General features: G+C 45.6%; 20 protein-coding genes. 15 read left to right on the top strand and 5 right to left on the bottom strand.

The genetic code is table 11. The features are described from left to right. Positions 1-390 precede the first annotated feature (390 nt). The 4 genes from G589_RS0108035 (at position 391) to G589_RS0108020 (ending at position 6,840) form a co-directional block, all read left to right on the top strand. Entirely contained in the window at positions 391-2,511 is a 2,121-nt protein-coding gene (locus G589_RS0108035) for a glycoside hydrolase family 3 C-terminal domain-containing protein (protein WP_026521746.1), read from the top strand. Between the two features lie 140 nt (positions 2,512-2,651). Next, positions 2,652-4,190 carry a xylulokinase gene (gene xylB / locus G589_RS0108030; protein ID WP_022768008.1) on the top strand — a complete coding sequence of 513 codons (1,539 nt, stop codon included), beginning with the start codon at positions 2,652-2,654 and terminating at the stop codon, positions 4,188-4,190. Positions 4,191-4,260: 70 nt separating this feature from the next. Beyond that, complete coding sequence (locus G589_RS0108025; protein ID WP_022766461.1) at positions 4,261-5,739, top strand: L-fucose/L-arabinose isomerase family protein; 1,479 nt, start codon at positions 4,261-4,263, stop codon at positions 5,737-5,739. 141 nt (positions 5,740-5,880) lie between these two features. After that, positions 5,881-6,840, top strand: a complete 960-nt coding sequence (locus G589_RS0108020; RefSeq protein WP_026521745.1) for a D-2-hydroxyacid dehydrogenase — start codon at positions 5,881-5,883, stop codon at positions 6,838-6,840. A 49-nt stretch (positions 6,841-6,889) separates the two neighbouring features. Here the strand turns inward: G589_RS0108020 and pap are convergent, their stop codons facing one another. Further along, the gene (gene pap / locus G589_RS0108015) at positions 6,890-8,365 is read right to left on the bottom strand and encodes a polyphosphate:AMP phosphotransferase (RefSeq protein ID WP_026521744.1); all 1,476 of its coding nucleotides are present in this window, start codon (positions 8,363-8,365) and stop codon (positions 6,890-6,892) included. A 145-nt stretch (positions 8,366-8,510) separates the two neighbouring features. On the opposite strand from pap, the gene G589_RS0108010 reads away from it, so the two are divergent. From G589_RS0108010 to G589_RS0107975, 8 genes are all read left to right on the top strand, one after another. Beyond that, positions 8,511-10,199: a GH25 family lysozyme gene (locus G589_RS0108010; RefSeq protein ID WP_026521743.1), complete on the top strand. Its 1,689-nt coding sequence runs from the start codon at positions 8,511-8,513 to the stop codon at positions 10,197-10,199. A gap of 228 nt (positions 10,200-10,427) precedes the next feature. Further along, entirely contained in the window at positions 10,428-11,657 is a 1,230-nt protein-coding gene (locus tag G589_RS0108005; RefSeq protein ID WP_026521742.1) for a UTP--glucose-1-phosphate uridylyltransferase, read from the top strand. A 121-nt stretch (positions 11,658-11,778) separates the two neighbouring features. Next, complete coding sequence (galE, locus tag G589_RS0108000) at positions 11,779-12,795, top strand: UDP-glucose 4-epimerase GalE (RefSeq protein WP_026521741.1); 1,017 nt, start codon at positions 11,779-11,781, stop codon at positions 12,793-12,795. An 87-nt stretch (positions 12,796-12,882) separates the two neighbouring features. Beyond that, positions 12,883-13,152: a hypothetical protein gene (locus tag G589_RS0107995; protein ID WP_026521740.1), complete on the top strand. Its 270-nt coding sequence runs from the start codon at positions 12,883-12,885 to the stop codon at positions 13,150-13,152. A gap of 82 nt (positions 13,153-13,234) precedes the next feature. Beyond that, the gene (locus tag G589_RS21620) at positions 13,235-14,884 is read left to right on the top strand and encodes a S1C family serine protease (protein WP_081668975.1); all 1,650 of its coding nucleotides are present in this window, start codon (positions 13,235-13,237) and stop codon (positions 14,882-14,884) included. A gap of 135 nt (positions 14,885-15,019) precedes the next feature. Beyond that, entirely contained in the window at positions 15,020-15,511 is a 492-nt protein-coding gene (locus tag G589_RS0107985; RefSeq protein ID WP_026521739.1) for a hypothetical protein, read from the top strand. 23 nt (positions 15,512-15,534) lie between these two features. Continuing rightward, positions 15,535-16,164, top strand: a complete 630-nt coding sequence (locus G589_RS0107980) for a lactate utilization protein (protein ID WP_022768018.1) — start codon at positions 15,535-15,537, stop codon at positions 16,162-16,164. A 3-nt stretch (positions 16,165-16,167) separates the two neighbouring features. Then, positions 16,168-16,821, top strand: a complete 654-nt coding sequence (locus G589_RS0107975) for an HAD family hydrolase (protein WP_026521738.1) — start codon at positions 16,168-16,170, stop codon at positions 16,819-16,821. A 22-nt stretch (positions 16,822-16,843) separates the two neighbouring features. Here the strand turns inward: G589_RS0107975 and G589_RS0107970 are convergent, their stop codons facing one another. The 4 genes from G589_RS0107970 to murC all read right to left on the bottom strand — a co-directional run bounded on the left by G589_RS0107970 (position 16,844) and on the right by murC (position 22,205). Next, a complete protein-coding gene (locus G589_RS0107970) occupies positions 16,844-18,058 on the bottom strand; it encodes a ribose-phosphate pyrophosphokinase (RefSeq protein WP_026520034.1) in 1,215 nt (404 codons plus the stop codon). Then, positions 18,058-19,041, bottom strand: coding sequence for an ATP-binding protein (locus tag G589_RS0107965; RefSeq protein WP_026521737.1), 984 nt, complete (start codon positions 19,039-19,041; stop codon positions 18,058-18,060). Before G589_RS0107965 ends, G589_RS0107970 begins: the two co-directional genes overlap by 1 nt. A 424-nt stretch (positions 19,042-19,465) precedes the next feature. Continuing rightward, positions 19,466-20,518: a DnaD domain protein gene (locus G589_RS0107960; RefSeq protein ID WP_051192254.1), complete on the bottom strand. Its 1,053-nt coding sequence runs from the start codon at positions 20,516-20,518 to the stop codon at positions 19,466-19,468. A gap of 292 nt (positions 20,519-20,810) precedes the next feature. Then, entirely contained in the window at positions 20,811-22,205 is a 1,395-nt protein-coding gene (gene murC, locus G589_RS0107955; protein WP_026521735.1) for a UDP-N-acetylmuramate--L-alanine ligase, read from the bottom strand. A 213-nt stretch (positions 22,206-22,418) separates the two neighbouring features. Here murC and G589_RS0107950 point away from each other — a divergent pair, with 213 nt between their 5' ends. From G589_RS0107950 to spoVG, 3 genes are read left to right on the top strand one after another with little or no spacing between them, the layout of a single operon-like run. Further along, the gene (locus tag G589_RS0107950) at positions 22,419-23,687 is read left to right on the top strand and encodes a glucose-1-phosphate adenylyltransferase (protein WP_022768024.1); all 1,269 of its coding nucleotides are present in this window, start codon (positions 22,419-22,421) and stop codon (positions 23,685-23,687) included. Positions 23,688-23,689: 2 nt separating this feature from the next. Further along, the gene (gene glgD, locus G589_RS0107945; protein WP_026521734.1) at positions 23,690-24,808 is read left to right on the top strand and encodes a glucose-1-phosphate adenylyltransferase subunit GlgD; all 1,119 of its coding nucleotides are present in this window, start codon (positions 23,690-23,692) and stop codon (positions 24,806-24,808) included. 42 nt (positions 24,809-24,850) lie between these two features. Then, positions 24,851-25,144 carry a septation regulator SpoVG gene (gene spoVG / locus G589_RS0107940; RefSeq protein ID WP_022768026.1) on the top strand — a complete coding sequence of 98 codons (294 nt, stop codon included), beginning with the start codon at positions 24,851-24,853 and terminating at the stop codon, positions 25,142-25,144. The last annotated feature ends 64 nt before the right edge of the window (positions 25,145-25,208 follow it).

The raw sequence follows: 25,208 nt of genomic DNA, 5'->3' as shown, positions 1-25,208 counted from the left end.
TACCATAAAAAGCAAAAGAGAGACTGAAATAATGCTATCAGTCTCTCTTTATTATATCTTTGATTGATTCGCGACCCTTAACTTAATGACATTGCGCTTTAGGGCGCGGCCCTTTTTTGTGTGAGTCAGTGGGGCGGTTCTCTTGGGGAGTCAGTGGGGACGGTTCTCTTTGACTCCCTTTTTCGATAATCAAGAGGTATAAAACACCTAAACAAAAGGGAGTCAAAGAGAACCGTCCCCACTGACTCCCCAAGAGAGCCGTCCCCACTGACTCCACATATTTAAGAATAAGATGCCAAAATGTGATAAGAAAAAACCAGCCCATAAGAATAAACTAATATTTGTAAGAATGACCTTTTTTCAACATTACATAAATAAAAGGGGTACGCAATGAACAGAGAAGAAGCTAGAAACAGGGCAAAAGAGCTGGTTGCCAAGATGACAGTCGAAGAGAAGGCATCTCAGCTTCGCTATGACTCACCTGCAATAGACAGGCTGGGTGTTCCGGCCTACAACTGGTGGAATGAGGCGCTTCACGGTGTTGCAAGAGCCGGCACAGCCACCATGTTTCCACAGGCAATTGCACTGGCTGCAGCCTTTGATGAGGACCTCATGAAGCAGGTCGGAGAGGTTATCGCAGAGGAAGGAAGAGCCAAGTACAACGAGCAGGCAAAGCGCGGTGACAGAGATATTTACAAGGGACTTACCTTCTGGTCACCAAACGTTAATATCTTCCGTGATCCCAGATGGGGGCGCGGACATGAGACCTACGGAGAGGATCCGTTCCTTACAGGAACCCTGGCAGTTCCTTTTATAAAGGGAATTCAGGGAGATGGAGAGTACATGAAGGCAGCAGCTTGTGCCAAGCACTTTGCTGTTCACTCAGGACCTGAGGGCGAAAGACATTTCTTTGATGCCAAGGCCAGCAAGAAGGACCTCGAGGAGACTTACCTTCCTGCATTTGAAGCCTGCGTAAAAGAAGGAAATGTAGAGGCGGTAATGGGAGCTTACAACAGAACCAACGGAGAGCCCTGCTGCGCCAACAAGCCACTTATGGTTGACCTTCTTCGTGGCAAATGGGGATTTAAAGGACACTTCGTATCAGACTGCTGGGCTATCCGCGATTTCCATGAGAATCACAAGGTTACAGCAACAGCTGAGGAATCGGTTAAGCTGGCCCTTGAGATGGGATGCGATGTGAACTGCGGATGTACCTACCAGAAGATGATGAATGCTTACAGAGCAGGACTTATCACAGAGGAGCAGATCACAGAGTCAGCAGTAAGACTCTTTACAACAAGATTCCTTCTTGGAATGTTTGATAAGACTGAGTACGACAATATTCCTTTCACAGTGGTTGAGTGTGACGAGCACCAGAAGGTTGCAAGCAGAGCTGCAGCTGAGAGTATAGTTCTTTTAAAGAATGACGGACTCCTTCCGCTGGATAAGACCAAGCTTAAGACCATCGGTGTAGTGGGACCAAACGCCGATTCAAGAATAGCACTTCAGGGTAACTACCACGGAACATCATCAAGATTCGTTACCGTACTTGAGGGTATTGAGGATAAGGTAGAGGGAAGTGCAAGAGTTCTTTATTCTGAAGGATGCGATCTCTGGAAGCCAAACCTCAGCAACCTTTCAGATCAGGACTATCCTGACAGACTCTCAGAAGTTCAGACCATCGCTGATTACTCAGATGTAATGGTAGTTGTAGTAGGACTTGATGAGAATCTTGAGGGTGAGGAAGGAGATGCAGGTAATCAATTTGCATCAGGAGACAAGGTAAATCTTGAGCTTCCTATTCCTCAGAGACAGCTCCTTAATTCCGTTCTTGCATGTGGCAAGCCAACAATTGTTATCAACATGTCCGGAAGCTCCATCAACCTCGGTGTTGCACAGGACAAGGCTGCTGCAGTCATCCAGGCATGGTATCCGGGAGCAAAGGGCGGAAGAGACGTTGCAGACATCCTCTTCGGCGACGTATCACCTTCAGGTAAGCTTCCTGTAACCTTCTACAAGTCGGCAGATGATCTTCCTGACTTTAAGGATTACTCCATGAAGAACAGGACTTACAGATACTTTGAGGGAACACCTCTTTATCCTTTCGGATACGGACTTACATACGGTAAGTGCAGCGTAAAGGATGTAGACGTTGAGCTTGTTAAAGATGACAAGGGCGAGTTTGCCGGAGCCAAGGTTACAGCTACAGTTGTGAACGAGGGCAAAAGAGATACCGACGATGTTGTTCAGATCTACATCAAGGACACAGGTTTTGACCTTGCAATTCCAAATCCAAGCCTTTGCGGATTTAAGAGAGTTCACCTTGCTGCAGGAGAAGAGAAAAAGGTCGTTGTTGATATAAACAGAAAGGCATTTACTTCTGTAGACGAAGAGGGCGTAAGAGACCTCTTTTCCAAGAATTTCACCATCTACGCAGGCACATCACAGCCCGATAAGAGGTCGGAAGAACTCACCGGTGTTAAATGTGCAGCCAAAGATGTACAGCTTTAATAAATTTTGAATACAAGCATAGTAAAAATGAATAGAAACACGGGCATTTTTTCTGCAAATTTGTAATGTTGTATTTTAAGTTGTATTATTATATATTTTTTTTGAACACGTATTTTAATGCGTGAGACGGGGGTATGAATATGAAATATCTTATAGGAATTGATGTTGGAACTTCAGCAACCAAGACAGTTCTTTTTGATGAGAACGGTGGCGTTGTTGCTGAGAGAGCTTACGAGTATCCCATGTACACTCCCCAGAACGGATGGGCTGAGCAGGATGCTTATGACTGGAAGAAGGCTTCACTTGAGACTGTAGCAGCTGTTGTCAAGGAAGCTCTTGATTCAGGTAAGGTATCAGATGCTGCAGATATCAAGGGTATCGGTATCTCCGGACAGATGCACGGACTTGTAATGCTGGATGAAAACGGCGAAGTGATCAGACCTTCAATCATCTGGTGCGACCAGAGAACAGGCGATGAAGTAGAAGAGATGCTTAAGATCATGCCTCGTGAGAAGTGGATCGAGATCACAGCCAATCCTCCTCTTACAGGATGGACAGCTGCCAAGATCTTATGGGTTCGCAACAAGGAGCCTGAGAACTACAAGAAGTGCAGACACATTCTTTTACCTAAGGATTACATCAGATACGTTCTGACCGGTGAGTTCGCTACAGAGGTTTCAGATGCATCAGGAATGCAGCTGATGGATGTTTCAAAGCGTGACTGGTCACAGGAAGTTTTAGACAAGCTCGGAATCGACAGAGCACTCCTTGGCAAGATGCATGAGTCCTGCGAGGTTACAGGAACTCTTTTACCAGAGATCGCAAGTCAGCTCGGACTTACTACAGACACTGTAGTTGTCGGAGGCGCAGGTGATAATGCAGCTGCTGCTGTAGGAACAGGCGTTGTAAGAGAGGGAACAGCCTTCACAACCATCGGAACTTCAGGCGTTGTATTTGCACATACAGACAAGGTATCCATCGATCCTAAGGGCAGAGTTCACACATGCTGCTGCGCAGTACCGGGCGCATGGCACATCATGGGCGTTACCCAGGCAGCAGGTTTCTCACTTAAGTGGTTCAGAGACAACTTCTGCCAGAGCTATATAGAAGAAGCCAAGGAAAAGGGAGTTGATCCCTATGACCTTATAAATGCGGATATCGAGACCGTTCCCGTTGGATCAGACAGACTTATCTATCTGCCATATCTTAACGGTGAGAGAACACCACACCTTGATGACAAGGCAAGAGGCGTGTTCTTCGGACTTTCAGGTATCCACACAAGAAAGCATCTCTTAAGAGCAGTTATGGAAGGCGTTTCCTACTCACTCTGCGACTGCAACGATATCCTCAATGAAATGGGTATCAGTGTAAAAGAGATGATGGCCTGCGGCGGAGGCGGAAAGAGCAAGATCTGGAGACAGATGCTCTCAGACCTCTACGGATGCAAGGTTGCAACCATCAACCAGGAACAGGGACCTGCTCTTGGCGTAGCAATCCTGGCAGGCGTAGGCAGCGGAGTATATGAGGGCGTACAGGAAGCCTGCGACAAGCTTATCACTAAGGCAAAAGAGACTGAGCCTGTAGCAGATAACGCTGCCAAGTATGCAGAGTACCACAAGCTTTACAAGAAGCTCTATGCAGACCTTAAGGATGATTACAAGGCACTTGCCGAGCTTTGATAAATGTATCTAAGAGGCATCTGGCCTCTGAAAATAAAACAAGATTTCTGAGAGTAGAAAGGGGATTATTATGATTAACATTCCAGATTTAAAAATCGGTATCGTTGCAGTTAGCCGTGACTGTTTCCCGGCATCACTTGCTGTAAACAGAAGAAAGGCTCTTATCGATGCCTACAAGAAGAACTTTGATGAGAAGGATATCTATGAGTGTCCTGTATGTATCATCGAGAGCGAGATCCAGGCTATGGAAGCTCTTGAGGATATCAAGAAAGCCGGATGTAACGCACTTTGCGTATATCTTGGAAACTTCGGACCTGAGATTTCAGAGACACTTATCGCTGAGAAGTTCGACGGACCGGTTATGTTCTGCGCAGCTGCAGAGGAGTCACAGAATGACCTTATCGACGGCAGAGGAGATGCTTACTGCGGAATGCTCAATGCAAGCTACAACCTCCACCTTCGCGGCGTAAAGGCTTATATTCCTGAGTACCCTGTAGGAACAGCTGATGAGTGCGCTAAGATGATCAACGAGTTCGTGCCTATCGCAAGAGCTATCTATGGTCTTTCAAACCTCAAGGTTATCGCATTCGGACCTCGTCCTATGAACTTCCTTGCATGTAACGCACCTATCCAGCAGATCTACAACATCGGTGCTGAGGTTGAAGAGAACTCAGAGCTTGACCTCTTCGAGAGCTTCAACAAGCACGCAGGTGATCCTAGAATCGCTGACATCAAGGCTGACATGGAGAAAGACCTCGGCGCAGGTAACAAGAAGCCTGAGATCCTTGAGAAACTTGCTCAGTACGAGCTTACACTTCTTGACTGGATCGAGGAGCACAGAGGAAGCAAGAAGTTTGTATGTATCGCCGGAAAGTGCTGGCCTGCATTCCAGACTCAGTTTGGTTTCGTTCCTTGCTACGTTAACTCAAGACTTACAGGACGCGGAATTCCTGTATCCTGTGAAGTAGATATCTACGGTGCAATTTCTGAGTTCATCGGAACATGCATCAGTAACGACGCTGTTACACTTCTTGATATCAACAACTCTGTACCTGATGATATGTACGAGCAGTCAATCAAGAATCAGACAAGCTACAAGCACACAGATACATTCATGGGATTCCACTGCGGAAATACATGCACAAGCAAGCTTTCAAGCTGCGAGATGAAGTTCCAGAGAATCATGGCTCGTAACCTTCCTGAGGAAGTTACACAGGGAACACTTGAGGGTGACATCATTCCCGGTGATATCACATTCTACAGACTGCAGAGCACATCTGACAACCACCTTCGTGCATATGTTGCACAGGGAGAAGTTCTCAATACTCCTACAAAGTCCTTCGGTGGTATCGGTGTATTCGCTATTCCTGAGATGGGAAGATTCTACAGACACGTTCTTATCCAGAACAACTTCCCTCACCACGGAGCAGTTGCTTTCGGACACTTTGGAAAGGCACTCTTTGAGGTATTCAAGTATGTTGGAGCAGAGACAATCGGCTACAATCAGCCTGCATCTCTTCCTTATCCAACAGAGAATCCTTTCGCATAATTTATCGACGACTGAAAAAGTCCTCTCCGCTTTCACCGGCGGAGGGGACTTTTGCTTTGCAATTGATACTAACGGCAGTATTTGATATAGTGAACTGGGTTGCGAAAGGCAGTAAGTATTAACATAGAAGGAGCATTACGCATGAAGATAGTGATCGCTGACAAAGACAGTGTCGGAACAGATATGGACTACAGCATTTATGATGAGCTGGGAGAGGTTACTTATTATGATGACAAGGTGACTGAGGAAAATGCGGCAGAAAGGCTCAAGGGCGCTAACGTCCTTGTGATCAACAAGAGCCAGATAACGGACAAGCTCCTTGATGCAGCACCGGACCTTGAGCTCATCTGCGAGTTCGCAACCGGTTTTGACAATGCCAACATTCCGGCTTGTGACAGACACGGAGTAAAGGTTGCAAATGTTGTGAACTACTCTACAGCCTCCGTTGCCCAGCACACCTTCGCCATGCTCTTTTACCTGATGGAGAATCTCCGTCACTATGATGAATTTGTTAAGAGCGGAGCCTATGCAAACCAGTCTCATTTCTGTTGCCTGGATATTCCCTTCGATGAGCTTGATGGCAAGACCTATGGAATCGTTGGCATGGGAAACATCGGAAGGAAGGTCGCTCAGATAGCTACAGCTTACGGCGCTCATGTTATCTTTTATGCCTCCTCCGGACACAGTGACTGCACAGAATACGAGCAGGTAAGCTTTGATGAGCTTCTTACAAGGTCAGATGTGATCTCCCTTCACTGTCCTTTATCCGACAGGACAAGAGATCTTTTTGACAAAAGAGCTTTCGAGAAAATGAAGAAAACCGCAATCCTCATCAATGTCGCAAGAGGCGCGGTTGTTGTGGAAAAAGACTTATCGGATGCTCTTATAAGCGGAGAAATAGCCGCAGCAGGACTCGACGTTTTAAGTCCCGAGCCCATGGATAAAGACTCCACTCTTTTGAAAATTCAGGACAGCGGAAAACTTATTGTAACACCGCACCTGGCCTGGGCCAGCACACAGGCAAGAACCCGTTGCCTTGACGAAGTCAAGAAGAACATTGTGAGCTGGATGGAAGGAAAACCAAGGAATATTGTAAATTGATCATACATAGAACAGCCTCTTCACAGTTAAGTGAAGAGGCTGTTGTTTTTTATTCAAGAGCTTTTTTGATCTGCTCAATGACGATCTTCAGTGCCTTAATCCTTGCATATTTCTTGTCCACGGATTCAAGTACGTACCAGGGTGCAAAGGTGGTGCTGGTCTTTGCAATCATCTCATCTATGGCGCCCTCGTAGAGGTCCCATTTCTCACGGTTTCTCCAGTCCTCGTCGGTGATCTTCCACTGCTTCTCGGGAGTGTTCTGTCTGTCGTTGAATCGCTCCAGCTGAGTGTCTTTGTCGATCTGAACCCAGAACTTGATGATGACTGCGCCCCAGTCGCTCAGCTCTTTTTCAAACTCATTGATCTCGTTGTAGGCTCTCTGCCAGTCGTTCTCGGAGCAGAACCCCTCAAGCCTTTCAACCATTACACGGCCGTACCAGGTCCTGTCGAAAATGGTGATGTGGCCGGTCTTTGGAAGTCTTGTCCAGAATCTCCACAGATAGTGACGGGCCTTTTCGTGGGGCTCGGGGCTGGCGATCGGCTCAACCACGTAGTCTCTTGGATCTAAGGCCTCTGTGATTCTCTTTATGTTTCCGCCCTTTCCGGCAGCATCCCAGCCTTCGTAGGCAATGATTACAGGGATCTTTTTTCTGTAAACTTTGTTTCCAAGCTCTTTTAACTCCTTCTGAAGTCTGTCCAGCTCGGCATCGTAGTCCGCTGCAGATACCGTCTTATCCTCAAGAGATATCTCAGAAAGCTTACAGGATTTTTCAAGAGGGAAGGTGTTCTGAAGAATCGGAACATTCATCTTCTGGTTCTTGAGTGCGATATCTATGCCCTGATTAAGGAACTGCAAAACCTGGAGCTCTGCCCACTTCTTGTCTGTGGCATCGATGATGTACCACGGAGCGCGGGACTGATTGGTGTCGCTAAGGTACTTCTCAAACACCTCAAGACACCTGTCATAGTGCTTGTTCTGAAGAAGGTCGTCCTTGTCTACACGCCAACTTGTGTCCTTGCTGTTCTGAAGAGCTTCCAGGCGCTTTTTCTGTTCTTTTTTGGATATATGGAAAAAGAACTTTATGACCAGATAACCGTTGTCGCAAAGCTGCCTTTCAATGACGTTTATGGAGTGAACTCTTTTTTGGTAAATCTCTTCGGTGAGCTTTTTATCAAGCACGCCGTCAACCACTTCCTCCATCCAGCAGGTATCAAAGAAGCGGAATTTGCCGGCTTCGGGGATTTCTTTTATGTATCTGTAGAGGAAGGGATATCTCTTCTCCTCGGGGCTTGGCTCCCTGTCCATGGTGGCAACCTTAAAGAATCTCGGGTCGATGTTCCTTATGACCTTACCGATCAGGGCGCCTTTTCCTGCAGCGTTCCAGCCTTCAAACAAAACCATCACGGGAAGACCTGCTTCTTTTATCTTCATCTGGAATGCAGACAGGCGAGCGCGTTCTTCCTTGAGTTTTGTCTTCAGCTCTTCTTCATCCGGTAAATCGGCTTTTATAAAGTCTTTCAGCATAGGTCTTCCTCCTTAATTCTATAACGATTTTACAACAATATAATACCATAAAACCGCCCACAATTACGGGACTGTTTTAATTGCCTTGGGTACATTTTTCACTTATAATAAATGTTAAGAAATATGTAAAAAACGGGGTAGAGGTATGAAAAAAAGTTTGAAGAGAATCATTGTTTCTGCCGGAATGCTCGTGGGCATGCTGGCACTTTTACTTGTTTGTCCCGGGACAGCCATTAAGACCAAGGCTGTAGGTCCTGAGGTGGCAGTCGGAATCGACGTCTCCAAGTATCAGGGCGGAATCAACTGGGGCCAGGTAGCTTCTCAGGGCGTAAGGTTTGCCATGATAAGAGTCGGCACAACCAAGAAGGGCCTTGATGAGCAGTTCATCAACAACATCAATGGTGCAAATGCAGCCGGAGTGCGCACAGGTATCTACATTTATTCCTACGCAACAACACCGGAAGCTGCAGCAGCCGAGGCCAATCAGGTTTTGGCATGGATCGCACCTTACACAGTAACATTCCCCATCGCAATTGATATTGAGGACTCCTGTCAGAAGGGTCTTAACGCAGCACAGCTTCAGGCTATTGCTGATACTTTCTGCGGAATCATAAATGCAGCCGGTTACGAGCCAATGGTATATGCAAGCAGAAACTGGTTCATGGGAAGAATGCCTGTAGTATCATCAGCAAGATGGGTTGCACAGTACAATTCCTTCTGCGATTATCCCGGCGACTATGCAATGTGGCAGTCAAGCTCCCACGCTACATACGCGGGAATCCCTACAAGAGTAGATGTTAACCACCTCTATGTTGACTACTTCTCAAGGATCATTCCTGAGGGCTTCAACAGCTGGGGCGGACACGTTTACTACTACCACAACTACCGCAAACAGTATGGCTGGATCAATCTTAGCGGCCAGAGATATCACGCGGATCCCAACGGATTTATCCAGACCGGATGGTTCCAGGATGAGAGCGGAATCTACTACCTCGATCCTAATCAGGGAGGCCTTGCACTTACAGGCTTTGCCGATATAGACGGAGCACGTTTCTACTTCAACGAGAACGGCCAGAGATGCACAGGTCTTTTGAACCTGGGTGGAACAGTGTATTATGCCAATGCAGACGGCGTTTGCCAGAGAGGATTCTTACAGCTCGAGGACGGCATTCGCTACTTCGATGAGCAGTATGTAATGCACACAGGTCTTACACAGATCGGCGACAAGCTCTATCTCTTTGATGCCAACGGACTTATGCTCACAGGTATGCATGCACTTGAGACCGGCCTTTACATGTTCGGTGCTGACGGTATCGCACTCAGCGGCTGGTGGGCTAATGAGCAGGGCCAGAGATATTACTTCGGACCCGGAAATGCAGCAGTAGTCGGACTTCAGACAATTGATAAGGCCAACTACATGTTTGGCGCTGACGGTGTTATGTTCACCGGCTGGTCAGGCGATGTTGCAAACAGATATTACTTCGGACCTGACGGCAAGATGGTTACAGGCTGGAATGCCATTGACGGCGCAAGCTACTACTTCGGTGCAGACGGCAAGATGGTAGTTGGAATGGCTTCTCTCAAGGACGGCGTTTACTACCTTGATCCTGCAGACGGACACCAGGTTGTTGGCTGGGTACAGCAGCCCGACGGCTGGAGATTCTTTGACGGCAACAACGGAAGAATGCTGGTTAAGGTTACAGTACCTCTCGATGGTGTGAACTGCACCTTCGACAAGAACGGTCTCCTTGTAGATCCCGCCGGCTGGACACCCGGAACTCCGCTTCCTGCTCCTGCAGATCCTGCAGCTGCAGCTCCCGCACAGGGCGGCTGATGAGTCACCGGGGACGTTTCAGATTGACTCATTTTGAGTCACCGGGGACGTTTCAAATTGACTCATTGATTGCAAATAATTAGGCAAAAGCATGAGAGGGCTGAGTTATCAGCCCTCTTTTTTGTGCGAAATACAGCTTTTAGGTAATACGGTTTTGTAGTATGATATATGAGGTCCAAAAACAATAGTAAATAGGAAACTTATTGTAAAAGAGATTAGGAGAGAGAAATGAATTTAGAAGAAGCTAAGAAGAAACTGGAAACCTTTGGACAAGAGCATGTCCTTAAATATTATGATGAACTTTCAGATACAGAGAAGAAGGATCTTCTCACACAGATAGATGAGACAGATTTCGCTGTCCTTGAGAACTGCAAGAACCTCGGTAAGAGCGAGGGAAGAGGACAGTTCAGCCCTCTGGCAGCTATGCAGGTTTCAGAGATAGAGAGAAGAAAAGATGAGTTCGCTGCAGCAGGAATCAAGGCACTCAAGGAAGGAAAGGTTGCAGCTTGTCTCCTTGCAGGTGGAATGGGAACAAGACTTGGCAGCGACAACCCTAAGGGAATGTATGACATAGGACTTACAAAGCCTGTATTCATCTTCCAGAGAATTATCGAGAACCTTCTTGATACAGTTAAGCAGGCTGACGGCGCATACATCAGACTCTTCATCATGACAAGTGAGAAGAACAACGACGCTACAATAAACTTCCTTAAGGAGCACAACTTCTTTGGATACCCTGAGGAGAAGATCACATTCTTCAAGCAGGATATGGCTCCGGCATCTGACTACAACGGCAAAGTTTACATGGAGGGCAAGGGAAGAATCTCCACATCGCCTAACGGAAATGCCGGATGGTATGCATCAATGCTTAAGGCCGGACTTCGTGACCTCATTCAGAAAGAGGGCATCGAGTGGATCGACATCTTCGCTGTAGATAACGTACTTCAGAGAATCGCAGATCCTTGCTTTGTAGGTGCAACACTTACAGCAGGCGTAAGCTGCGGTGCTAAGGTTGTTCGCAAGAACGCTCCCGATGAGAAGGTTGGAGTTATGTGCCTTGAGGATGGCAAGCCTTCTATCGTTGAGTACTATGAGCTCTCTCAGGAGATGATGGACGCCAAGGACGAGAACGGCGATCCTGCTTACAACTACGGCGTTATCCTCAACTATCTCTTCAACGAGAATGACCTTTATGAGATTGCGAAAAAGACACTTCCTCTTCACGTAGTTGAGAAGAAGATCCCATACATCGATGAGAACGCAAACCTTGTTAAGCCTGAATCTCCAAACGGATGCAAGTTCGAGCAGCTGGTTCTTGATATGATCCACGAGCTTCCTACCTGCCTTCCTTATGAGGTTATAAGAGAAAAAGAGTTTGCTCCTATCAAGAACAAAGAGGGTGTAGACTCAGTTGAATCAGCAAGAGAGCTTTGCAAGTTAAACGGAATCGAGCTTTGATAGTTTCGACCAGTTAACATTTCGACTGATTGTCCCAACATAAGTTTATTGATTTAAAAGGCGCAGAGCCTTACAATTCAACCATAGTAAACAAATAAGCATCTTAGAAAAGAGGTAACGTATGGCAATTCTTGTAACAGGTGGCGCAGGCTATATCGGTTCACACACAGTAGTTGAACTTCAGAACGCAGGAGAAGACGTTGTTGTAATGGACAACCTTGCCAATGCAAGCAGAAAGAGTCTTGATAGAGTAGAAGCTCTTACCGGCAAGAAAGTTCCGTTTTATGAGGCTGATATCAGAGACAGACAGGCTCTGGAAAAGATCTTTTCCGCAGAGAAGATTGACAGTGTAATCCATTTCGCAGGACTTAAGGCGGTTGGAGAGTCTGTCCAGAAACCATGGGAATACTACGATAACAATATTACAGGAACACTTACACTTGTGGATGTAATGAGAAAGCATAACTGCAAGAACATCATCTTCTCATCATCCGCTACAGTATATGGAAATCCGGCATTCGTGCCAATCACAGAGGACTGCCCTAAGGGACAGTGCACCAATCCTTACGGATGGACCAAGTCAATGCTCGAGCAGATTCTTTCCGATATCCAGAAGGCAGATAATGAGTGGAATGTAGTTCTTCTTAGATACTTCAATCCTATCGGAGCTCACAAGAGCGGAACCATTGGTGAGAACCCCAACGGAATTCCTAACAACCTCATGCCATATATCACACAGGTTGCTGTTGGCAAGCTTCCTAAGCTTGGAATTTTCGGTAATGACTATGACACTCCCGACGGCACAGGCGTGCGTGACTACATCCACGTAGTTGACCTTGCAAAGGGCCACGTTAAGGCACTTGCAAAGCTTGCTCCCGGAAGCGGACTTAATATCTATAACCTCGGAACAGGCGTTGGCTACAGCGTTTTAGACATCGTCAAGAACTTCGAAGAGGCAACAGGTGTTAAGATCCCTTATGAGATCAAGGACAGACGTCCCGGCGATATCGCAACCTGCTATGCTAAGGCTGACAAGGCAGAGAAAGAGCTCGGCTGGAAGGCAGAGAACGGAATCAAAGAGATGTGTGCTGATTCCTGGAGATGGCAGAGCCAGAATCCAAACGGATATGAAGACTGATAAATACTGATTGGAATTAAGGAGCCGGTAGTCAAAATGACTGCCGGCTTTTATAATGTAAGAAAAAAGACATTGTGGGAGTAATTTATGTTTAGACTTTGGGTAAAGCTTTTTAAGGACAACCATCTCCTTAGAGATACTACGATATGCGACGACACAATTGATACAAGAACTCATAAGGTAATGAACTCTTTGGAGAAGGCATGTTATGAAATGGATCTCTCCAAACCTATATGGCTTGATAACACCGTCAAGGACTTTCAGCTTCACGACAAATGCAGATTTACTGCGGATTCTTTCATTGAAGAAGTCTCTTTTGACTATATGGAAATTCAAATTTTGGAAGAAGATTATTAATTTTTATATAAGAAATAAAACACATTTTTGTCACAGATTGAATCTATACTAAAGCCATCAAAAGAAAGGAAGGTTCACCAATATGTACGAAGATGACAAGAATGGTCAACAGTCCACAGGCTCTTCAAGCTACAGCCAGTGGAATGCTAATACATCCCAAGCAACAAACAATGGTCCTTACAGTAATTACAACAGCAGCTATAACAATAGTTACAGCAATAATTATTCTTATGGACAAAACAGCTACAACTACAATCAGAACGGACACCCAACCTACGGTACTTACCAGTACAATGCAAACAGCCAGCCCCCTGTAACACCTCCTGCAAACGGCGGTAAGAAGAAACATACAGCGGCTAAGGTTATCGCAGCAGTCTGCATACTTGCTCTTATAGTCGGTGGTGTGGGCTTTGCTTACACACAGGTGGCAGACAGATTTGGACTTCCGGTTCCGGGAAAAGAGGCTTTGGTAGAGAATACTGAAGAGGAAGTAAAAGAGGAAGTTCCGGAGACTCAGAAGGAAGAGGCAGAAACAGATAAGACTTCAGAAAGCTCAGACTCTGACAGCTCAATTTCAACAACAACCGTTTCCGAGACATCACTCGGAGTTGTAACAGACGTAACAGCAGTAGTAGAAGAAGTAATGCCTGCAATGGTCATGATTCACAATAACTACACTGCATCAGCAAGCTACTTCGGATACGTTCAGACAGAAGAAGCAACTGCATCAGGCAGTGGATTCATTGTTGGAGAGAATGACACAGAGCTCCTTATCGCAACCAACTACCACGTTATCGAAGGTGCTGACAGCCTGGAAGTAATCTTTGCGGATGATGCCACAGTAGAGGCAGTTGTAAAAGGAACTGATTCAGATAAAGACCTTGCGGTTATCGCAGTAATGCTTGAAGATATCAGCTCAGAGACAAAAGATGCTATCAAGATCGCAACTCTTGGTGACAGTAATTCACTTAAGCTCGGCGAGCCGGCAATTGCAATCGGTAATGCACTTGGCTACGGCCAGTCAGTTACAACCGGTGTAATCTCAGCGGTTAATCGTGAGATCGAGGTTGAAGAGGGCGTTACAGGAACATTCATCCAGACAGATGCAGCCATCAACCCCGGTAACTCAGGCGGAGCACTTATCAACCTTAAGGGCGAAGTTATCGGTATCAACTCTAACAAGCTCGGCGGACAGTACGTAGATGACATGGGATATGCTATTCCTATTTCAGATGCACAGCCTATCATTGATAAGCTCATGAACGAAGAGACCAAGATCAAGGTTTCAGATGAGGACAGAGGATACATCGGTATCTCAGGTGTCAGTGTTACAGCAGAAGTTGAGGCAGCTTACGGAATTCCTCGTGGCGTATATGTAGCTGAGGTTTCAAGAGACGGTGGTGCTGAGGCAGCAGGAATCGAGAAGGGTGATGTTATTACCGAGTTTGATGGTGAAGAGATCACATCAATGGATGACCTCCAGACAAGACTTCAGTTCTACGCTGCAGGTACTACAGTAACCATCAAGGTAATGAGACAGAACGGTGCAGAGTATGTGGAAGAGCAGTACGACGTAACTCTCGGACACGCAGCTTCAGCTCACGGCGGACAGGATTCAAATGCCGGTGAAGAGGGAGAAACCTCTGATCAGTACGACGGATCATTCCAGCAGCCTGCAATACCCGGTGGCAAGAACGGTCAGAACGGCCAGAGTGGCAGCAACGGTGGCTGATAAATAACAAAATATGTATCATCAAATCCGCAGACATAGCTTATTGTCTGCGGATTTTTGTTGTTAGTATGCATGGTTACGTGGTAGAATTCTCTTAAGTGAACCATTAAAAATACTGTTTAAGGAGCACGATCAATGCGAGATAAGATTAAAAAGATCTACAGGGATATGAGTCTTTTGATGGGATTTACCATGAGCTTTTTCCTGTCAATTGTAGGAACAGCAACCTCAGGACATTTCTCCATTCCGGGTTGGATAATGAGTTTTGTGGTGAGCCTTATCATAAGCCTTATCATCGGTTTTGTGATCCCGGTAGGAAAAGTTGCCGGCGATGTTTCCAAGAGCTTTAACTTAATTCGCGGAACCATGAAGGCAAGACTTGTTGAGAGCCTTGTTTCAAACCTGATCTACACTCCGATAATCACCTTCCTTATGGTAACACTTGCTTACAGCGTAGCTATGAAGCAGAGTAACGGAATGGCAGGCCTTGAGTTTGGACCGATGTTTTTCCATTCTCTGGCAGTCACATTTATTGTGGGATATATTCTGGTGTTCTTTTTACAGCCGTTCTTTATCAAGAGGCTGATGAAGAAGTATGGTGTTGAAGGCGAGTATGGCTCTAAGTAAAAAGAGCTGACGGAGGAATTTATATGCACGAGATGATCAGGAAAAGAAATGAACTCTTTGCTCAGAAAGTCATCAAAGGACTTGAGTCAAGGAATATGAAGGCATATTATGCAGCAACCAAGGGAGAAGCGCTTCAGAAGGCGCTTGAACTCATCCCTGAAGGATGCAGTGTTGGAATGGGCGGTGCAATGAGTGCCCATGAGATCGGACTGGTTGATGCTCTTAAGGCAGGAGATTATAGATTTATTGACAGAGATGCAATGGAAGATAAGAGACAGGCTATGCTTGATACCTATGACGCCGACTTCTTTATCTCCAGCGCCAATGCCATGACTGATGACGGAATCCTTGTCAATATCGATGGTAATGCCAACAGAGTTTCAGCGATCGCTCAGGGCCCGAAGCACGTTCTTTTCATAATCAGCATGAACAAGATCTGTCCTGACCTCGACAGTGCCATGAAGAGAGCAAGAAATGTGGCAGCACCTGTAAATGCCCAGCGCTTTGGCCTTTCTACTCCGTGTGCCAAGACCGGTGCCTGCATGGACTGCAAGTCTCCGGATACCATCTGCTGCCAGTTCCTTATCACTCGTTTCTCCAAGCACGAGGGAAGGATACAGGTAATATTAGTAGGAGAGAATGTAGGTTTCTAAGCCATGGGAAAAGAGACTGTAAAAGCCGTTCTTTTCGACCTGGACGGAACACTTACCGATACAGAGAAATACTATCAGATAGCCTGGCCAAAGGCGCTTGCGCACTTTGGCTACAAGACAGAGGACTGGATGCCACTTGAGCTACGTTCCCTGGGAAGACCCTTTGCTCCTGAGAGATTCAAGCAGTGGTTCGGGCAGGACTTCGACTATCAGATGGTAAGGGAATACAGAAAAGGGATAGTGGAAGAGATGATCAGGGAAGGCGGAATCCCGCTTAAGCCCGGGGCAAAAGAGATACTGACCTGGCTTCGGGAACATGGAGTCCTGACAGCTCTTGTAACTGCCAATGAATATCCGAGGGCTGAGAGATATCTAAAGAAGATAGATCTGTTTGATTACTTTGACAAGATCATCTGCTCCAACATGGTTAAGCTTGGAAAACCGGCGCCTGATATATACGCTTATGCCTGCAAGGAACTATCGCTTGACCCGTCGGAAACCTTCGCGGTTGAGGATTCTCCAAACGGAGTAACCAGTGCATATCTGGCAGGGTGCAAGGTTATAATGGTTCCGGATTTAACCCAGCCCGATGAGGAGCTTTCCAAAAAGCTCTATCGAAAAGTTGATAAATTACTGGATATAAAAAGCCTGATCTGACGATCAGGCTTTTTTGACTTTATTATTGAGCTTTTTCAGCTTTCATGGAAGCGATAAGCTCTCCACTGTTATATCTCTCAATGATGTTGTTGATACGCTCAACAGGATTAAGAAGGTCGCTGATTGAAGCGTCGTGGTTAAGTGTATCAATGAGGTATGCGATGTACTTACTCATATCACAGCTTACATACCAGTCTCTTGAAAGGAGCTCAGGTGACTGATAGATGAGGTTTGTGGTAAATACCTTGTCGATAAGGCCTTCCTCGTGAGCCTTGTCAAATGCATCAAGACCTGAGGTGAACAGACCGAAGGTTGAGAATGCATAGATTCTTGAAGCCTTTCTGTCCTTGAGGGCTCTTGCTACATCCAGCATGCTCTCTCCTGAGGAGATCATGTCATCAACGATGATAACTGACTTGCCTTCTACGCTGGTACCCAGGAATTCGTGAGAAACGATAGGGTTTCTTCCGTCAACAACCTGAGTATAGTCACGTCTTTTATAGAACATACCAACATCAAGACCAAGGACGCTGGCAAGATAAATTGCACGGCTCATACCACCTTCATCCGGGCTTATTACCATCATGTGCTCGGAGTCGATCTTGAGATCCCACTCACTTCTGAGCAGAGCCTTGATGAACTGATATGTTGTTCTTACAGTTTCAAAACCATTTAAAGGAATAGCATTCTGAACACGGGCATCATGTGCATCAAAGGTGATAATGTTATCAACACCCATGTTTACAAGCTCCTGAAGTGCGATAGCACAGTCAAGGGACTCTCTGGAACTTCTCTTGTGCTGTCTTGACTCGTAAAGGAAAGGCATGATAACGGTAATTCTTCTTGCCTTACCACCTACGGCAGCAATGATTCTCTTAAGATCCTGATAGTGATCATCAGGGGACATGTGATTTTCCTGTCCGAATAACTTGTATGTTTCGTTATAGTTACATACATCTACCAGGAGATACAGGTCATCTCCACGAACGGATGTCTTGATAACACCCTTAGCCTCACCGGTTCCAAATCTGGGAATCTCAGCTTCAAGAATGTAGGAAGGACGCTCATAGCCGGTAAATGCCAGGCTGCCTTTATGCTCATTCTCTCTTTCTGCTCTCCACTTAACGAGATAGTAATCAACCTTCTCTGCAAGTGGCCTTGTACCTTTAAGGGGTATCATTCCAAGGGAACCTACAGGAATGGTCTCCAGATTACGCTTCTCCTCTTTTCTTGGCATTAGTGAAAATCCTCGCTTTCTTTTTGGGCAATCTTCTTTTGGTTTCGAATATCAGGACCTGATAATTTAAGCAATTTGAAATTGCTTGTGACCCTCGAAAAAATTCGGTCCTGATAGGCTTGTTGTAATCCCTCTAGCGATAAATTAGATGTAATTATAGTTGATTTTTTGCGATTATCCCTCTCGTTCAAAAGTGCAAAGAGCTCTGAAGTAACCAGGTTAGTGATCCTCTCGGAACCAAGATCGTCTATAACCAGAAGTTCGCAGTTATAGATATCATCATAAAGGGCTCTGAGTTCATCCTTGGCCTTGTAATCAAAGGTGTTTTCTGCGATCATCTCGAACAGTCCGATAGAACTGAAGTATATTACAGAATAGCCTTTTTTAAGAACTTCATCTGCCACACAAATGGACAAGAAGCTTTTACCCGTACCAACTGTACCATAAATAAATAAATTTTGGTAGTCGGTGCCAAAATTATTCACAAATTCTTCAGCAGTTTTTTTCGCCCCCAGAAATTTAACCAGATCCTCTCCCTTATAATAAGAATCCTTCATATTCCTGAAATTCGCCTTCTTTACCAGCATTCTCAGGTTGGATTTATCATAGAGAGTATCAATGATCTTCTGCTTGAAGCAATGGCACTTCTCATTATTGATATAACCTGTATCCTTACAATCCGGACAAGTATATCCCATATCCAGATAATCATCTGAGTACCCGGCTTCTACAAGCAGCAGCTGCTTCTGCCTGGCCAGCTCCGCCAGCTGCTCCTTCAGCACCGACCGGTCCAGCTTCTCCCCTGAGAGCAGCCTTCTTCCAAAATCCGCACTGGCACTAGCCGTTTCATCATCCAGCTCCTTATACCCGGGAACACTTTCATAGACATTCTGAAGCCGTTCCTCCTGCTCCTGCCTATGCAGATACCGTCTCTCCTCATACTCATGCATTATCGCATCATACTGCGCATTAGTTAACGCCATACACTAACTCCTCATAATATGCATCTGAAATCTATTAACCACATCCTACATTTATTCGAACCACACTCAAATATGATGTATGTCTGAATCATATTTACATATATTCGATGTGTAAGGATGGGGTAGTTATATATATCCCCTTTTCGATTTCAAACCCGGAGATGAGACCAATCAATATCAAGTGCCAATGCACGCAGATATTGATGCCCTGGGCTCATCGGAGTGCCCGGTTTGCCGAGAAAAGGGGATATATATAACTATCCCAGCCGTATCCCTCCAATACCGTAAATTCTTCAGCCCTTACACTACACATAAGTATGGCCCTGTACGTGCTCCAGGGAAGGCTAAGTGCCACCGCCGGGCCAAGGTACAGGGCCGAGCTTATGAACCGTCGTCCGACCTGATTCCCCAATCTGTCGGAGCTTTAGTTGTCCAGAAGCTTTTTCTCGAGCTCGGCAAAATCATAAGTGTTTTGCTGAAACTGATTAAAGCGATTCTGGGATACGCCTGAACGAATAGATGATTCGCTTAGACGAAGTTTGGTATCGATGGATGATATGGAAGCCTTAGATCTCTTCTTGGCAAGATCTGCGGTAAAGTTGGCATCAAGCTTGGCAATATCCTCCCTTGTTTTAACCTTTTTCTCGTGCCAGCTGCGTAAAATGGCGTCGCAATATTTAAGACGTCCTTTTTGTGTCGCCATAACAGTGCGGTCGCAGGCTTCCAGGATAATATCCATCGAAAATCCCAACTCCCCACGCCACTTGAGAATGAAGTTAGTCTCCTTCTCAGTAGGTGAGTTTTCCATACCGAGTGCCTTCATGATAGCGATGAAGTCGCTGTCATGTTTAAAGATTTCCGCGCGGGCCTGTTTTGGCGTTTTGATGCCCTGCTGATTCCAGTTGATGGCCACCTTCTCCATATATCTGAAATCTTTCTTATGATTATCGACGCAATACTGCATCAGATAGTCCAAAAGGTCGTCTGAGAAAGCCAGATCATCGTGAATGTAGCAGATGGTCTGCATCTCAGTGCTTGTAAGTGTTCTACCGAAATACTGTTCTGCGATGAACAGGAGATTTGAAACATCAGTCGCTTCTTTCTTAACAGCTTTAGGTGGTGCTACAGGATTCTGAACGCTGTCGCCCCTTCTTCTGCCGTAGCGTCTGTGCTGAGAAGCTACGATATCTTCCATATGAATTCCGGTAAGGTTCTGGGAGGTGTCGTATTCAAGACTGATAAGTCCCTTTTTCTCCCAATATTTAAGTGCACGGATCACATCCGATTCCGTATGGTTGAATTTATCTGCCAGAGCCTCAACACTGGTAGGTAAATTCGCACTCATCATACGCAGTAAAAAGAGGTAGATCTTAATCTGCGCATCGTTTGCGTCCTGCATATATTCGTCAATAAAGATGTTGGAAACATAAGTAGAATCCTCCCCACAATTAGAACTGATCGTCACACGCCCCATCATAAACTTTCATCACCTACTTCATAAAATATCCGAAAAAGAATTGTTTGGTTCTTCGGAACAATTCAGATTATAGCATGGGGATTTTTAAAATGATATGGAAAAAGTGACGAAGAAATCCAGTAAACATCAAGGGTTTCTAATTTGAAGAAGTTTTGTGGACAATGTGGATAACGTGGATTATTTATTACAAATCTAAATAAAAAAGGTCTGGCATAGGGTTTCTAGACCAGACCTTTATCCACCGAATAAAGTTTACATAAAATATTTTTCCGGGTGGAAATGTGGATAAGTTTTACCTTCCAAGGAGCTCATCGCCGATTTTTACAACATCTCCCGCTCCCATGGTTATCAACAAATCTCCCTTAGTGCAATTTTGCAAAAGAAATTTTTCAATCTCATTAAAGTTTTCCGTAGTAGGAAAATAATTGCATTCGTGACCGAGTTCAACAATCTTATCCCTCAGAGTACGTGAGCTTATTCCAAGGTTGTCTTTTTCTCTTGCTGCATAAATGTCGGCAAGGATGACATGATCTGCCAAAGAAAGTGCCTCGGCAAATTCGTTCATAAGTGCCTTGGTCCTGGTGTAGGTATGAGGCTGGAATACGCACCAGATCTTGCTGTGAGGGTAATTCTGTGCAGCAGTTAATGTGGCACGGATCTCTGTTGGATGGTGAGCGTAGTCATCGATTATGGTAACTCCGCCGATCTCACCCTTGTATTCAAATCGTCTGCCGGTTCCGTGAAATGCATCCAGCGCAGACACAATTTTGCTCTCTTCTATATTTAGAATGTTTGCAACTGCGATTGCTGAAAGTGCGTTGTAAACGTTGTGGATTCCCGGAACAGAAAGGGTGATCGCAAGCTCTTTTCCTCCCGGAAGGTGAGCTGTGAAGGATGGATTACCGTGATCGTCATAGGTAATATCTGTCGGGTAGTAGTCATAGGCGTCGGTTGAACCGTAAGTTATGATGCTGCACTTAAGGCCGCCTGTGATCTCTTCAACGTTGTCGATCTCGCCGTTGATAACAAGAGTTCCGTCCTCGGGAAGGAGCTCGGCAAACTTTCTGAAAGAGTGCCTGATGTCATCAAGGTCTTTAAAGAAATCCAGATGATCGGCATCGATGTTTGAAATGATGCTGATCTTGGGGAAGAAGCTAAGAAAGCTGTTGGTGTATTCGCAGGCTTCGGTTACGAAGTACTCGGACTTACCAACGCGGATGTTTCCGCCTATGTCACTGAAGATTCCGCCGATTGAGAGGGTGGGATCTGTCTCTGCCTCCAGAAGGATCTTGGAGAGCATTGAGGTTGTAGTGGTCTTACCGTGAGTTCCTGATACAGCCACGGGAAGATCATACTCTTTCATGATCTGTCCGAGGAGTTCGGCTCTTGTAAGCATTGGAATGCCGGCGTTCTTGGCGGCTACGAATTCCGGATTGTCGGGACGAACAGCTGCTGTGTAAACAACGGCGTTTATGGTTCCGAGAGATGTGATGTTCTCGGCCTTTTGTCCGTAGAAGATTCTGATGCCCTTGTCCTCAAGAGCTCTTGTCATAGCGGACTCTTTCATGTCGGAACCGGAGATCTTAAAGCCTTCCTCCACAAGGATCTGTGCAAGACCGCTCATTGAGATTCCGCCGATACCGATAAAATAGATATGTTCAGGATTTTTGAAATCAATTTTATACATAGTTTTCCTCTTCTTTATTAAATAAGAAACTACTTTATTCTAGCACTTATTCATGCAAAGTCAAAAATCAGAAAATTCGAAAACGTTTACGTTAATTATATATCATATTTAGACTTTTTCGTGTTTTTTTACTGCATTCTTGTGCTATACTAAAATATAGAAAAAAAGGCAATTTGGTGAGTCACAAAGATCTTTTTAGCAACGAGGTGGAGCATGATAAAAAAAGAAATGATCGCCATGCTTTTAGCAGGTGGGCAAGGTAGCAGACTGGGCGTTCTGACATCTAAGATGGCAAAGCCTGCAGTTTCATTTGGGGGAAAATATCGAATCATCGACTTTCCGCTCAGTAACTGCATCAATTCAGGAGTGGACACTGTCGGCGTTCTGACACAGTATCGTCCGCTCAGACTTAATTCCCATATCGGAATTGGAATACCGTGGGATCTGGACCGTAACTTCGGTGGAGTTACAGTTCTTCCTCCGTATGAAAAGAGTGCGAACAGTGAGTGGTACACAGGAACTGCAAACGCAATCTATCAGAATATGGAGTACATGGAAAACTATAATCCGGACTATGTCCTGATTCTTTCCGGTGACCATATTTATAAGATGGACTACGAGACAATGCTTGATTTCCATAAGTCAAGCGGTGCTGACGTTACCATTGCTGTTATGCCTGTTCCTATGGAAGAGGCCAGCAGATTCGGTATCATGATAACAGACGAGAACAAGCGCATTGTGGACTTCGAGGAGAAGCCTGAGCATCCACGTAGCAATCTTGCTTCGATGGGTATCTATATCTTCTCATGGAAGGCTCTTCGTGATGCGCTTATCAAGAATAAAGATCAGGCAGGACTGGACTTTGGTAAACATATCATTCCTTACTGCAAGGAACAGGGACAGTCATTATTTGCTTATGAGTTCGACGGATACTGGAAGGATGTAGGAACTCTTACATCTTACTGGGAAGCCAATATGGAGCTCATCGACATCGTGCCTGAGTTCAATCTCTATGAAGAGTATTGGAAGATCTATACATCAAGCGGAGTTCAGCCGCCACAGTACCTCGGCCCGGAGAGTGCCATTGAGAGAAGTATTGTCGGCGAAGGCTGCGATATAGAAGGTAAGGTTTACAACTCAGTTATAGGACCCGGCGTCAAGATTGGTAAGGGAACGGTTGTCAGCCATTCCATTATCATGAACGAGACTCAGATCGGTGAGAACTGCAGCATTGAGAAAGCTATCATTGCTGAGAGAGCACAGATCGGAAACGGCGTTATACTGGGAACCTTCGAGGAAAAAGAGAATGAGACCAAGCCCGGAATTTATTGCGAAGGTCTCTGCACTATCGGAGAGAGATCAGTTATACCAGACGGTGTAAAGGTTGGTAAGAACACTATGATCTCCGGAGTTACAACTGCTGACGACTACGTGGACGGAGTCCTGGACAGCGGAAGAACATTAGATAAGGCAGGTGATTAAGTATGAGGGCGATTGGTATTATTTTAGCAGGCGGCAGCAGTAGCAGGATGCAGGAACTGTCCAAGAGAAGAGCGGTTTGTGCAATGCCGGTGGCTGGTTTTTACAGAAGTATCGACTTTGCACTCAGCAACATGACCAACTCCCACATCCAGACAGTAGCCGTATTTACACAGTACAATGCAGGAAGTCTTAACACACACTTAAGTTCATCAAAGTGGTGGGACTTCGGACGTAAGCAGGGAGGACTTTACGTATTCACTCCCGCAGTTAAGGCATCAGGTAATCTCTGGTACAGAGGTACAGCTGATGCGATTGCACAGAATCTTGATTTCCTTAGAAGCTGCCACGAGCCGTATGTGGTTATCACTTCAGGAGACTGCGTATATAAGATGGACTACGGCAAGCTTCTTGAGTACCACATTCAGAAGCAGGCTGACATCACAGTTGTATGCAAGGATATGCCGGCAACCATCGACACCGAGAGATTCGGAACCGTTCGCATGAACGAGGAGAGCCGTATCGAGGAGTTCGAGGAGAAGCCAGTTGTATCAAGATCCAACACCATCTCCTGTGGTATCTACGTCATCAGAAGAAGACAGCTCATCGAGCTCATTGAGAGAGCCGAAGAGGAAGAGAGATACGACTTCGTTAGAGACATCCTTGTAAGGTACAAGGATATGAAGAGAATATACGGATACAAGATCAAGGATTACTGGAGCAACATCGCTTCCGTAGAAGATTACTACAGGACCAACATGGACTTCTTAAAGCCTGAGATCCGCCAGTACTTCTTCCGTGAGTATCCTGGTATCTACACCAAGGTTTCCGACCTTCCACCGGCTAAGTATAACGTAGGGGTAAGCGTTAAGAACGGCCTTATCTCCAGCGGTTGTATCATAAACGGAACCATTGAGGACTCAGTAATCTTCAAGGGCGCCTTTATCGGAAACAACTGTTACATCAAGAATTCGATCATTCTGAATGATGTATACATCGGAGACAACTCGCATATTGAGAATTGCATTGTAGAGAGCCACGGCACAATACAGGCAAACTCATATTATAAAGAAGAAAATGGAATAAAGGTAGTCGTAGAGAATAACGAGAGGTACGTAATCTAAGGTTATTCGGCAACAGAGTTGTAATCAAGAGGGGGTTACACTATGAAGATTACAGATATTCGTGTTAGAAAGGTTACAAAGCAGGGCAAGATGCGTGCAGTGGTTTCGGTTACTTTTGACAACGAGTTCGTTGTACACGACATCAAAGTGATCGAGGGCGAGAGAGGGCTCTTTATTGCAATGCCCAGCAAGAAATCAGCTGATGGAGAGTATCGTGACATCGCGCATCCCATCAACTCAGACATGAGAGGCGTACTTCAGAGCCAGATACTTGAGGCTTACGACAAGGCATCTCTTGAGGAGCCGGAGGGCGAGGAAGCGCCTGCAGAGGCTTGACAGACAATAGCTTAAAGTGAATAATGGGTATAATAACAGGGGACTTAGATTACTAGGTCCCCTG

Source organism: Butyrivibrio sp. VCB2001 (assembly GCF_000423965.1).
Classification (GTDB): Bacteria; Bacillota; Clostridia; order Lachnospirales; family Lachnospiraceae; genus Butyrivibrio.
The sequence above is the reverse complement of the archived record's forward strand: the minus strand, read 5'-3'. Positions and strand labels throughout refer to the sequence as shown.